The sequence below is a fragment of the Pseudomaricurvus sp. genome (assembly GCF_965662505.1).
Taxonomy (GTDB): domain Bacteria; phylum Pseudomonadota; class Gammaproteobacteria; order Pseudomonadales; family Cellvibrionaceae; genus Pseudomaricurvus.
The window spans coordinates 1-12,931 of the sequence record NZ_CBFIHX010000102.1; the positions used below are offsets into that span (position 1 = coordinate 1).

The following is a 12,931-nucleotide window of genomic DNA, read 5'->3' on the forward strand; positions in this document are numbered from 1 at the left end:
CCTCGTAGAAACCCTGGCAGACGAATCGCCACCAGATGATGCTTCAACATGTCCTCGGCGCTGTTCAACTCCACCGGCCGGTCGCGGCGCGCAAAGGCGCTGATCGGCGCGTGAAATGCGGGTACCGGACACACGTGCACGGTGTCGGGATAATCATCCAAAGAAAGGAAAGTATTGGTATAGACCATGGCCGCATCCAGACGGCCCGTTGCCAGCTCGATGAATTCCCTGGGCAGGGAAACGGACTGATATTCCGCCTGATAACCCCGCTGGGTGAAGACCCGTTCCAGCACCTCAGGGATGATGCAGTAATCCCGGTAGTTGTCGTCACAGTTGTAGGGTGGCGAAAACTGGGAGACCGCCCCAACCCGGATCACTCCTGGCCGAGGGTTTTCCAGAGGCAGCTTGGTGATGACCGGTTTCGATGGCCGCTCCCTTGCACCTCTGATCTCTCTGACCGTGGTCAGGGACGCTTTAGCCGTCTTTTCAGACGGCGCCTCGGCTTTCCACAAAAGCCAACCACCGATCCCCAGGGACACCCCCAGGGTCAGCAATAACAAGCCGCCAAGCATTCGCCGGTATTTCGCTGCCATTCGTTTACGTCATCTTTGTTATTGTTTTATTTGACTATTTATCTGACTTTAGCAGCAGGTCAGGGAGAAAGAAAGCTGGCTCAGTCACCCGCCAACGCCGCTTTCTGGATTTCATTCAGGTCGTTAATGCCTTTCTTGGCCAGTGCCATCATGGCGGAGAATTCGGCCTCGCTGAATGGCTCGCCTTCGGCGGTGCCCTGAATTTCGATGATACCGCCATCGTCGGCCATGACGATGTTCATATCGGTTTCGGCGTTGGAATCTTCCGGATAGTCCAGATCCAGCACCGCTTCGCCCTGGTAGATGCCCACAGACACGGATGCGATCATACGTTTGAGAGGCTCACCTTTGGTTTTGCCTTTGCCTTTCAGGTGGGTGATGGCATCGGCCAGCGCCACACAGGCACCGGTGATGGACGCAGTGCGGGTACCGCCGTCGGCCTGGATCACATCGCAGTCAATTTTGATGGTGTTCTCACCCAGCGCATCCATGTCCATCGCCGCGCGCAGCGAGCGACCGATCAGACGCTGGATCTCTACGGTGCGGCCGCCTTGCTTGCCGGCTGTCGCTTCGCGACGCATACGGGAGCCGGTGGAGCGGGGCAGCATGCCGTATTCCGCTGTCACCCAGCCACGACCTTCACCGCGCATAAACGGCGGTACGCCGCTTTCGACACTGGCGGTACAAATGACCTTGGTATTGCCGAACTCCACCAGCACAGAACCCTCCGCATGGCAGGTAAAGTTACGGGTAATGCGGATATCGCGCAGGCTGTCTGGCGTGCGGCCACTGGGTCGTTGCATAAAAACACCTCGGTAGTTCAGTCATTCAGGCAATATTTCCATTCGTCCCGGTGCCAAGTGCGTACCGGAACGACATTTGAAATGTCGCGCCATTATAGCGGAAGCCAACCACAATAACTGCAGACGCCCACCCAATCAGGGCTTATCCGAGCTGCTTAGCGCTCCCCCTGTGCTACTATCAGCGTCGCTAGAGAGAAAGCACTTTATTTCGACAGAGAGAGAATAAAAAACATGCCTTGCAGTATGACCGGATTTGCCCGCCAGGAAGCCAAATACCCCTGGGGAACCCTGATATGGGAAGTGCGCAGTGTAAACCACCGCTATCTGGAGCCTCATTTCCGCCTGCCGGATTTCCTCCGCGAACTGGAACCGTCACTGCGCGAACAGATGCGCAAAAGCCTGTCGCGGGGCAAGGTTGAAGCCTCTTTCTCCTACCAACTGGGCGGTACCGACAGCCAACAAGAACTGGCCATCAACACCACCTTGCTGAAACAAGTCAGCAACGCCATCGACAACGTCAGCAGCGAACTGGGCCGCACCAACGCCAGCATCGCCCCGGTTAACCCGCTGGAACTGCTGCGCTGGCCCGGCATGCTGGCCGACAACGACATCGACCGCGACGAACTGCTCAAAACCAGCCTCGAGCTGTTCAAACAGGCCATGAGCACCCTGATCGACAACCGCGCCCGGGAAGGGGAGGAACTCAAAAACCTCATCGAACAGCGCCTGCAGGGCATCGAAACCCAGGTCGCTCAAGTGCGCGCCATCCTGCCGGACATCCTCAAAGCCCAGCGGGAAAAACTGCTAGAGAAGCTGGAAAGCCTGAAAGTCGACGTGGATCAGGACCGACTCGAGCAGGAAATCGTCTACCTGGCGCAGAAAACCGACGTCGACGAAGAACTGGACCGCCTCGACACCCACGTCACCGAAGTGCGCCGCACCCTCAAGCAGAAGAACAGCGTCGGCCGCCGGCTCGACTTCTTAATGCAGGAACTCAACCGCGAAGCCAACACCCTGTCCTCCAAATCCATCGTCACCGACACCACCCAGGCAGCGATTGAATTGAAGGTGTTGATTGAGCAGATGCGCGAGCAGATACAGAATATTGAGTAGGACGCAAGCGGACGCCTCAATCCAAGGCGATGCGCTGCACAACCTCCAGCTGTTCGGGAAAGACATGGGTCGCCAACACAATCAGGTGATCCTGAGCAGCGGCGTTAAGCGCTGCCACCACCAGCCCGAGAGCCTCTTTGTCGAGCGCTTCAAACGGCTCATCCAATAGCCACACGGTCTTATCGGACAACAGCAGGCGGGCGAGGGCGATGCGCTTTTGCTCTCCGCCCGACAGCTGCCGGCCTCCGGTGCCCAGCCAGACATCCAGATCGTTTAAATACGCCAGCCCCAGCTGTTCCAGCACCTGTATCATTCTGTGGTCCGAAAGCCGGGAATCCCCCACCACCAGATTGGCTCGTAAGGTGCCCTGCAGTACGATCGGGGTCTGCTCGCCATAGCCCCACTGACGGACCAGACCACCGGCCAACTGGATCCCGTCTACCCGACGTTTACCGCGCGAGGGGATATGACCGGCCAGTGCCTTTAGCAGGCTGCTTTTTCCACTGCCAGAGCTACCGGAAATCTGGACAATACCGCAGGCTGGCAGGGTCGCCGTCAGTGACTCACAGGCCAGTGATTGAGACGGATAATCCCGCGCTGCAAACTGCTCCAGACTGAGTGAGTGTGTAAGTGGGGGGGCATCGATGGGCGGGCAGTCGACCAGAGTCAACTGCTGCAGCGTGTTACGACTGCGCTGAAAACGATTGTATTCCGGCAGGGTGCTCAGAGCCCTGCTCAGCCACTCTGGCGCAGACAACAGCAACAGCGGGATAATTAACGCCTGCGGCCGCCCCAGTACACCCTCATCCGCTGCGGCCATCACCCACAGTAACGCTATAAAGCTGGCTCCCACCAGTAACCACACGGCGCGCTCAGCGGTGAATTGCTGAGCCTGTTTTGCCTGCCACAGTGGCTGGGCACTGGGGGCTCTGCGCAAACGGTCATCGCCCCCCTCGCGAATCAACAGAATATGCCACAGACTGCTGGCGCTGAAGAAATGCTCACTGTCAAAACGAAACTCTCGCTCACAACCGGCCTGCAGGCTCGCCATCTGAATACCGCGGCGCAGGGTATATACCGTTAACCCCAGCCAGACAACCGCCAGCAACACAAAACCGTAAGCCCCCTGCAATCCCAACCACAGTGAGCATCCCAGCCCCAGCGCCAACATAATCACCGCACTGGACTGTTGTGCCACCCAAGAAATCCACAGTGAAGCGATGGTTTCCGTGTGATTGGCCAGCGCCTCGACCAGCCAACTGCGCTCGTCCATACGCTGGTTTTGCAGACGCTGGAACAATTGCAAACGCAACAGACCTGTTCGGGCGAGCAGATCCCGGTGTCCGAGCCACATCTGACCGTAGCCCGAGGCGATGCGCAGCAACGCCAACCCCCGAATGACCACAGCGGGCAACATATAATTGAAGTTAACCGAGGCCACCGCACACGCCGCAATAAACCAGGACGACACAATCAGCACCGCCACACCCGCCACCGTGTGTACGATGGCCAACAGTAAACTCAACCACGGCCAGTTTTTCATGCGCTGATCCTGCCCCTCTGGATTTGCCAACACTGATTGAACCAAGTCTCGGGTAAGGCTTTATGGGATGCCCAGATGACAGTTTTGTCGGCACAGCAGGTGTGCAACACATCGGCAACTGCACGGTGCTGGGATTCCGACAAATGCGCGGTCGGCTCATCCAGCAACCAGACCTCGGCATCCTGTAACAACATGCGGGCAATGGCTAAACGCTGCGCCTCTCCCCCCGACAGAGGCGGATGCTCACCCATTAAGGTGTCCAGTTGTTGCGGCAACGCCCGGGCCCAATGCGTTAGACCAACCTGATCGAGAACCTGCCACAACGCCTCATCACAGACCGGTAGATGCAGGGACAGATTGTCGCGCAAGCTGTAGGGCAGGATCACCACCTGCTGCGAGATCATCACAAAACCGGCAGGTAACCGGTGCTGACTTAAAACGTCTAACTGGCCACGAAACCCACACAGCGCTTCCAGAAATACCGTTTTACCGGCACCCGACGCGCCATCCAGGCGCACCCAGTCGCCCGGATTCAACTGTAAACAATCGGCCTGCAAATCAGGGTCTTGCAGAGTAAAACCGGACAGATCCAATCCCGCAAATGCCGGCGGCTTGGATGGGGCAGGTTGTGTATGGGTAGTTTCAGCTTTTGTCGTTATAGATTGTGTAGCTATAGGTTTTGTCGTTGTAGATTGTGTCGTAGTAGATTGAAAAGATACCGGTTTGACAGGCACGAGCAGATCCTGCACCTCGTGCTGCGCGGCTTCTGCCTGAGCTTTTTGATGGTAATACTGCCCCAGCAATTTCATTTCTGACAACAGCATCGGTACCGTCAGCAAGATCCAAAGACCTGAATGCAATGCCACCGGTGTACCAATACTGATTTCACCCAATAAACTGAAGCCAATAAATACCGCCACCAGCGCCACGGCCAGAGTGGAGAAAAAGTCCAAAACGGTAGACGATAAAAACGCGACACCCACAACCTTCATGGTGCGCTGATTCAATTGCTCGCTGGCCTGTTGCAACAAGGTTTGTTGTTTACTGTAGCCCTGAAAGGTCGCCAGCAACGGCAGGGCTTTAAGCCTGTCAACGAACAACCCGCCGAGACGCTCCAGAGCGACAAAATGTTTGCGATGCAGGCTCGCCGCCCCCTTGCCGACAATGATCATAAACAGAGGCACCACCGGCAGAGTCAGCAACAGGCCACCGGCAATGACTGGATTCACACACGCCACGGCCAGCAGAGTGATGACTGGCATGACCGACGCCACCCGTTGCTGAACCAGATAGTCATAACGCCAGTCCACCAGCGCAGGTAGATGCTGCATCCACAGGGTTTGCCAGTAATAGCTGCTGTGATGCCGGATTAATGCGTGCTGCTGACGGACAAACTGATCCATCAAACGCTGTTCCAACTCGCCCAAAAGCAACGCCTTGGCACGATAGGTAAACTTGAGATGTGCGCCCTGCAATACCCAGGCGAGCAGCAGACAGATAGAGGCACTGATCAGTGAGAACGGTGAACTCAGCGATGGCACCGTGATCCAACCGGCAAGAATGTCGGCAATAAACCAGAACGCCAGAATTAACGCCAGTGCTCGACCACACTTGAGCCCGGTTAATAACCACAAGGTGCGACCCGGAGCCACACCCTGTCGTGCGACCTGGCGATTAAACCAGGTCAGGAGTGAAGATTGTTGAGGCAAGTCAGTCCTTATTCTTCAGTGTCGGGGCGATCCATGTCTTCGGTGGCCTCTAGCCACATCGCGTTGATGATGCCAAAGGAACACGCCAATAAGACGCCCAATATCCAGGTAAAATACCACATGCTGCCTCCTAATAAATGGTGTGTGATTGATTGAGATCACTGTTCTTGATACGGCCGCGCATGACATAAAACCCATAGGCGGTGTAAACCAAAATGATGGGAACAAAAATGCAGGCAACGATGAACATGATTTTCAGAGTCATCAGACTGGACGTGGCATCCCACACAGTCAGACTGGCATCCGGCATGGTCGTACTCGGCATCAAGAACGGGAACATGGAAAACCCGGCGGTTAGAATAACCCCGGCAATCATCAACGCACTGCTGACAAATGCCCAGCCCGCACGTCCCGCTTTGGAGTTCCAGGCGCAGGCGAGCCCCGCCAAAATGCCCAACACCGGGGCTACGATCATCCAGGGGTAGGTGCCGTAGTTATTCATCCAGGCACCGGCTTCGATAGTCACCGCTTTTCTCAAGGGATTGGACGTGGCCAGCGTATCGACGGGTGAACTGATGACAAAGCCGTCGATACCGATGGCAACCCACACTCCCGCCAGCACAAACATGGCGACCGTGGCCAGTGACAGCACAAAGGAGACCTTGCGTGCGCGAGCCTCAAGGAAACCATCGGTTTTCATTTGCAACCAGGTGGCGCCGTGGTTCAGTAACATCGCGACGGAAACCAATCCGGTTAACAGGGCAAAGGGGGTTAACAATCCAAAGAAGCTGCCGGTATAAGTCGCTTTTAAAGTGTCATCCAGTTCAAACGGCACGCCTAACAACAGATTGCCAAACGCCACACCAAAAATCAGTGACGGCACCAGACCACCGGCAAACAAAGCCCAGTCCCAACCGTTGCGCCACTTTTTACTGGGCAGCTTACCGCGGTAGTCAAAGCCAAGTGGACGCATCCACAAAGCAATCAACGTTAACGCCAACGCCAGATAAAACCCCGAAAAGGCTGTGGCATAGATCATCGGCCAGGCCGCAAAAATGGCACCGCCTGCCGTAATAAACCATACCTGATTGCCGTCCCAGTGAGGACCGATGGTATTGATCATCACCCGGCGCTCTTCGTCGGTCTTACCGATCAGGGTCAACAAAGCACCAACCCCAAGATCAAAACCATCACTGATGGCAAAACCAATCAGCAGCACGCCAATTAATACCCACCAGATTACACGCAACACTTCATAATCAATCATGCGTCTGCTCCTTTAGAAACCAAACCGATCTCTGCATCCATCGCTTGTTCATCGTCGGGTGGAATCGGCCCTTTCTTGGCAAATTTTTTCATCAGGTAGAAGGCGATAATAAACATCACCGTGTAGAAAGCCGTATAGGCAACCAAAGTGGTGACAACGTCACCCACACTCAAATTAGACACGGACGCGTGTACCGGTAACACCTCGGCGATGGCCCAGGGCTGGCGACCAAACTCTGCCACAAACCAGCCAGCTTCAGACGCAATCCAGGGCAACGGTAAACTGTACAGTGCCGCTTTCAGTAGCCAGCGAGGCTTGGTGATTTTATGTTGCGTGCTGTAATAAAACGCCGCCAGAAACAGGCCCAACATCAAGAAGCCCGACAACACCATTAAGCGGAAGCTGTAAAACAGCGGTGCCACCGGTGGAATGCTGTAGTCTACCGCGCGCTGCAACGCCTGCTCCGAAGGCTGGGTAATGTCCTCGGCAAACGGTTGCAACAACATGGCATAGCCCAGGTTGGTTTTGTTAATTTCATAGATGTCGATCTGCTCTTGCGTAGCCGTCCCTTCACGCACACGGTACAAATGCTCATAGGCTTTGATACCGGAGAGAATCCGCTCGCGGTGTTCTTCCTTGAGTTCTTTGATGCCTTTCACCTCTTCATCCAGTGACCGCGTGGCGATAATCCCCATGGCCCAGGGTATTTGAATCGCGAAGTCCGTGGTCTCAGTCTCATCGTTGGGGATACCAAAGACGGTGAAGGGTGCGGGTGCCGGATGGGTGTCATACTCCGCTTCGACTGCGGCCAGCTTAACTTGCTGAACGTCGCCCAGCTCATAGCCGCTTTCGTCGCCCAGAATGATCACCGACAACACCGAAGCCAGACCAAAGCTGGAGGCAATGGCAAAGGAGCGACGGGCAAACGCAATGTGTTTATGATTCAGCAGATAGTAGCTGGAAATCGCCAGCACAAAGATAGCGCCGGTGGTATAGCCTGCAGAGACGGTGTGCACAAATTTGACCTGCGCCACCGGATTGAAAAGCACCTCGGCAAAGCTGGTCATTTCCATACGCATGGATTCCATATTAAATTCAGAACCCACCGGATATTGCATCCAGCCGTTGGCAATCAAAATCCACAACGCCGAAAAATTGGAACCCAACGCCACAAGCCAGGTGGTCATTAAGTGTTTCACTTTGGACATTTTATCCCAGCCAAAGAAAAACAAACCCACAAATGTCGATTCGAGGAAGAACGCCATCAAACCTTCAATCGCCAGCGGCGCACCAAAAATATCACCCACGTAGTGTGAGTAGTACGACCAATTCATTCCGAACTGAAATTCCATGGTCAGCCCTGTGGCGACGCCGATGGCAAAGTTAATCCCAAACAGCTTGCCCCAAAACTGGGTCATCTGTTTGTAAATCTCTTTACCCGTCATCACATAAACCGACTCCATGATCGCAAGCAGGAAGCTCAACCCCAATGTGAGTGGCACAAAGATAAAGTGGAACATCGCTGTCAGTGCAAATTGCCAGCGCGATAGCTCTACCAACGTATCGCTCATAAAATGCCTCCTTGGTGCATGAATAAAACCCGTAGCCAGCGTTTTGGTAAAACCGGCGCGCCCAGAAAAGCCCTCTGAGACTATTGATCATAGTCAATTCTCACAGGAGGGAACTTTCTGCTCAATGGAGCAAACCACAAACTGTGCCAACCCTGATAAGAATGGTTAACTTATTGATAAATAAAGAGATTTAACGGTCTCTAACATTTTCTCAACAGCCGCACGCCGCCGGCCCGCCAAAACTGGCAAGCCTACTGTCAGATATGACAAACATCAGTCAGCGGATTCCCGCTCAAGCTTGCGATACAGAGAGCGCACACTGATCCCGGCCACCTGAGCTACCCGTTCTTTATCTCCCTGCAAATCCCGCATGAGCTGTTGCAGATAGTGTTTCTCGACGGTTTTCAAATCCCGGTGGGATGTGTTCTGTACACAATCAGCCTCTACATCACCCCCGGCTTGAGACTTCTGCGGATGGCTCTCCTCACCATAGACCAGACTTTCCGACATGATGTCTACATCAATGACATTGCTGTCCGACAACACCAGCGCACGATAAAGGATATTGCGCAGCTCGCGAATATTGCCCGGGAAATCCCAGCTTTTAAGCACCGAAAAGGCGGACTGGGTTAAGCGATAATGTGTGTCTGGGCTTAAATTGTGAAGAAGCAGGCTGCACAGCTCCTGTAGATCTTCCTTCCTGTGCCGCAATGCCGGAATTCGCACAGGAAACACATTGATACGGTAGTACAGATCTTCCCGAAAGAGCCCTTGGGCAATTAACTCGGGGATATTTTTGTGGGTCGCACAAATCAAACGAAAGTTGGCGTGTTTTACCTCCGATGAACCCACCGGGCGATAGGTACGGCTCTCCAACAAACGCAGTAACTTAACCTGCATCGACATAGGCACATCACCAATCTCATCGAGAAATAACGTGCCGCCCTCGGCCGCCACGATCAGGCCGGTTCGATGGCTGGACGCACCGGTAAACGCACCTTTGACATGACCAAACAGTTCACTTTCAAACAGGGTATCGGTTAATCCGGCACACTCAAGAGTGACCAGTGATTTGTCACTGCGATGGCTGTTGCTGTGAATCGCCTGCGCTGCCAACTCCTTGCCGGTGCCCGATTCACCCAGCAGCAACACCGAGGCATCGGTCTCGCTGACCTTGGCTATTTTGTGCATCGTGCGAGTAAACGCTTTACTGCTACCCACCATGCGGTTACTCGTTCCATGATCGCTGCCCGCGCTCACACTTTTCAGCAGTTCAATATAGAAGCGCGGCGTACCATCCTCGGCCAATATCGGCAGCATCTCGACATCGACATACTCTTTACCCCGGGGCGTCTGATGCACATGAAGAATACGCTCCTTCTTCCCTGAGGCCTTCGCTGCACGCATGGGACAATCTTCTCCCGACTCGTCACAGGGTTTGGAATAGGCATGGGATACCGAAAAACAGCGCGGCTGTTGCTCCAGCTCAATGTCTCCGAAGTGCTGAGTGTAGTGGCTGTTGTAAGCCAGAATTTGATAGTCGGGCGCGACCAGAATAGCCGGGCATTCAAACCCCTCAAGCAGCATGCCTAAATCACCCTGCCGTGACCCATCACTGGAAATCAATTGCATGCTGTCTCTCTGTACCCAATGGTTTTGTGGTCAGCGTTCACGGTCTTGTAATCCGCTTCATACTTGCCAAAAACGGCAAAAACCACTGCCAATATTGGCGATCCCCCTAACGATGTACAAGCAAAAGTCCGACAAACACATAAAACCTTGTTTTAAATCAAGCCATTACGCAAACACCGCAACGCTGGCCCAAACCTTGCTCCATCGTAAGCCACAGTAAATCAACGATGGGTTTGACCCAGGCAGGCACCTGACTAGAGTTAATGAGCTATCCGTTATTTGAAAAGTTATCCGTTATTTAAGAACACATAAATGAACAGTGAATGACTGAGCGCTAAAAAACGGACTGACCCCAACCGTGCACCGCAAAGCCGTGAGCGAGAATTGATGATGAGCGATTCAACCCAACAGACCCAAACCGAGATAAAACACCAGTTAAAACCCGACGTCCTGGCGTTTTTTGACAGCGACACCAATACGTTGTCTTACGTGGTTAAAGATCCCCAAAGCCAACAATGCGCCATTATCGATCCCGTGCTCAACTTCGATTACGCTTCAGGCAGCGTCAGTTACGCAGGGGCTGATGCCATTATTGACCACATCCAAAAACACCAGTTACAGGTCAGCTGGCTGATTGAAACCCATGTCCACGCAGATCATCTGTCCTCGGCGCCTTATATACAGGAGAAACTGGGCGGCACCTTAGCCATCGGCGAGCACATCCGCACAGTACAGGACACCTTCGGCAAAGTGTTTAATGCCGGCACCGACTTCGAACGTGACGGTTCCCAGTTTGACCATCTCTTCAAGCACAACGAGACCTACCATATTGGTCAACTCGAGTGTCACGCAATACACACCCCCGGCCATACACCCGCGTGCATGGCGCATATTATCGGCGACGCCATTTTTGTCGGTGACACGCTGTTTATGCCCGATGCCGGAACCGCACGTGCCGATTTCCCCGGCGGGGACGCCGCCACACTCTACAACTCGGTTCAGCGTCTGATGGATTATCCCAATCACTACCGCATGTATATGTGTCACGACTACTGTCCCGACGGCCGCGAACTGGAGTATCAAACCACCGTCGGAGAACAACGGCGCAACAACATCCATATCGGCGAAGGCAAAAGCAAATCGGCCTTTGTGGCCATGCGTGAAGAGCGAGACAGCACACTGGACATGCCACGCCTGATTTTGCCCTCACTGCAAGTCAATATGCGGGCGGGTCAGTTTCCTGCCGCAGAAGACAACGATCAGATTTATTTAAAAGTACCGATCAATGCTTTTTAACACACGCTCAAGAGTCTAAACATTATGCACAACACACACGTTCACAACACGATTAGAGGTTTAAGCCTGAAGCTGGGTTCAAGACTGACGCTGGGTTTAAGCGTCATCCTCGGCTTAAGCACCGCCACTCTGGCCAGTGCGTCTGACCAAGAGGACATCCAGCAGGCCCGCCAGGCCACCGCCGAACTGCAGCGCCAACTGGGCTCACAATTGAAGGCCGCGCTGTCAGAAGGGGGGATTGCGCAAGGCATCAAAGTTTGCGCCGAAGCCGCTCCCAGCATTGCCGCAAACCTCTCAAGCCAGTACCAAAAAGCCGTGGGCCGAACCGCACTGCGTACCCGCAACCCCAACAACGCCGCCACCGAAGCACAGCAAGCGGTTCTGGAAACCTTCCAACAGGACATCCAAAACCAAAAAAACCCAAAAGAGCTGGAGCACTTCTCAGTACGGGAGGACGGAACCAAACTCTACATGCGCCCCATCGTCACACAGCCGCAATGCCTCGCCTGCCACGGCGACATCAGCGACAGTCGACGGGCAGAGATTCACCAGTATTACCCTCACGACCAGGCCACCGGGTTCAAAGCCGGCGAACTGCGCGGGGCCTTTGTGGTGACTTGGGAATAACCTTCATCGCGAAGTCCCATATTCGCCGGACCCAGGGTCATCGCTACTCCGGGGGACCCTGAGCCCTGAGCTAGTCGAAGCATCAAAGGGCCACCCACCAACCCCGGTTCACCCTAAGTGCTGAGCTTGTCGAAGCATCGAGGGCCACCCACCAACCCCCCGTTCGCCCTGAGCCCGTCGAAGGGCCACCCACCAAACGTGACACAGTTCAAAGTTTTTGCCCCGCTGCCGATTAGTACGTTAGTATGAACCACTCAGGACAGCTCCCGAAATATCGTGCACAGGACGCACCATGGATGCATCACCCACATGCCCCTTTTGCGGCATACATCAGACTCCCGACGACTCTCGCCTTCTGCAGAGCAACGAACACGCGTTTCTGATCCGTGATGGCTACCCCGTGTCCGAAGGCCACAGCCTGATCATTCCCCGCCGCCATACCGGCTCCTTTTTTGACCTGACACCCGCCGAGCAGGAAGCCATGTTTGCCTTGCTGGAACAGGCCAAGGTCGACTTGGATAACACACTCCGCCCCGCAGGCTACAATATCGGTATCAACGAAGGCGCTGCCGCCGGACAGACCGTACCCCACTGCCATATGCATTTGATTCCTCGTTATGACGAACCGGGGAAAGATCCCCGTGGGGGAGTCAGGTGGGTGGTGCCGGAGAAGGCGGATTATTGGAGTGGGTTGTGATGGGTGAAATTTGGATTAACCACTGTATCTATAATGAGTACATGTAGACACATTCGTTATATTTGAAAACGACGTTAATA

General features: G+C 54.4%; 12 protein-coding genes. 4 read left to right on the forward strand and 8 right to left on the reverse strand.

The window, feature by feature from the left end; genetic code table 11:
• Together ACTG33_RS13105 and rph are read right to left on the reverse strand one after the other, a co-directional pair.
• On the reverse strand, positions 1–593 hold a 593-nt coding region (locus ACTG33_RS13105), incomplete at its 3' end, for a hypothetical protein (RefSeq protein ID WP_439135675.1).
• 80 nt (positions 594–673) lie between these two features.
• Positions 674–1,396 carry a ribonuclease PH gene (gene rph, locus ACTG33_RS13110; protein WP_439135676.1) on the reverse strand — a complete coding sequence of 241 codons (723 nt, stop codon included), beginning with the start codon at positions 1,394–1,396 and terminating at the stop codon, positions 674–676.
• A 231-nt stretch (positions 1,397–1,627) separates the two neighbouring features.
• On the opposite strand from rph, the gene ACTG33_RS13115 reads away from it, so the two are divergent.
• The gene (locus ACTG33_RS13115; protein WP_439135677.1) at positions 1,628–2,509 is read left to right on the forward strand and encodes a YicC/YloC family endoribonuclease; all 882 of its coding nucleotides are present in this window, start codon (positions 1,628–1,630) and stop codon (positions 2,507–2,509) included.
• A gap of 16 nt (positions 2,510–2,525) precedes the next feature.
• Here ACTG33_RS13115 and ACTG33_RS13120 read toward each other — a convergent pair whose 3' ends face one another.
• From ACTG33_RS13120 to ACTG33_RS13145, 6 genes are all read right to left on the reverse strand, one after another.
• Positions 2,526–4,052, reverse strand: a complete 1,527-nt coding sequence (locus ACTG33_RS13120) for an ATP-binding cassette domain-containing protein (RefSeq protein WP_439135678.1) — start codon at positions 4,050–4,052, stop codon at positions 2,526–2,528.
• Complete coding sequence (locus ACTG33_RS13125; protein ID WP_439135679.1) at positions 4,049–5,761, reverse strand: ABC transporter ATP-binding protein/permease; 1,713 nt, start codon at positions 5,759–5,761, stop codon at positions 4,049–4,051. Before ACTG33_RS13125 ends, ACTG33_RS13120 begins: the two co-directional genes overlap by 4 nt.
• Positions 5,762–5,769: 8 nt before the next feature.
• Positions 5,770–5,883, reverse strand: coding sequence for a cytochrome bd-I oxidase subunit CydX (cydX, locus tag ACTG33_RS13130; RefSeq protein WP_439135680.1), 114 nt, complete (start codon positions 5,881–5,883; stop codon positions 5,770–5,772).
• Between the two features lie 8 nt (positions 5,884–5,891).
• A complete protein-coding gene (gene cydB, locus ACTG33_RS13135; RefSeq protein ID WP_439135681.1) occupies positions 5,892–7,028 on the reverse strand; it encodes a cytochrome d ubiquinol oxidase subunit II in 1,137 nt (378 codons plus the stop codon).
• On the reverse strand, positions 7,025–8,599 hold the full coding sequence (locus tag ACTG33_RS13140) for a cytochrome ubiquinol oxidase subunit I (RefSeq protein WP_439135682.1): 1,575 nt from the start codon (positions 8,597–8,599) through the stop codon (positions 7,025–7,027). The genes cydB and ACTG33_RS13140 overlap by 4 nt, the downstream gene beginning before the upstream one ends.
• Positions 8,600–8,872: 273 nt before the next feature.
• Positions 8,873–10,231, reverse strand: coding sequence for a sigma-54 interaction domain-containing protein (locus tag ACTG33_RS13145; RefSeq protein WP_439135683.1), 1,359 nt, complete (start codon positions 10,229–10,231; stop codon positions 8,873–8,875).
• A 390-nt stretch (positions 10,232–10,621) separates the two neighbouring features.
• Between ACTG33_RS13145 and ACTG33_RS13150 the strand changes: the two genes are divergently transcribed.
• The 3 genes from ACTG33_RS13150 (at position 10,622) to ACTG33_RS13160 (ending at position 12,851) form a co-directional block, all read left to right on the forward strand.
• Positions 10,622–11,527, forward strand: coding sequence for an MBL fold metallo-hydrolase (locus tag ACTG33_RS13150; RefSeq protein ID WP_439135684.1), 906 nt, complete (start codon positions 10,622–10,624; stop codon positions 11,525–11,527).
• A 24-nt stretch (positions 11,528–11,551) separates the two neighbouring features.
• A complete protein-coding gene (locus tag ACTG33_RS13155) occupies positions 11,552–12,154 on the forward strand; it encodes a Tll0287-like domain-containing protein (protein ID WP_439135685.1) in 603 nt (200 codons plus the stop codon).
• Positions 12,155–12,446: 292 nt separating this feature from the next.
• Entirely contained in the window at positions 12,447–12,851 is a 405-nt protein-coding gene (locus tag ACTG33_RS13160) for an HIT family protein (RefSeq protein WP_439135686.1), read from the forward strand.
• Positions 12,852–12,931: the final 80 nt, after the last annotated feature.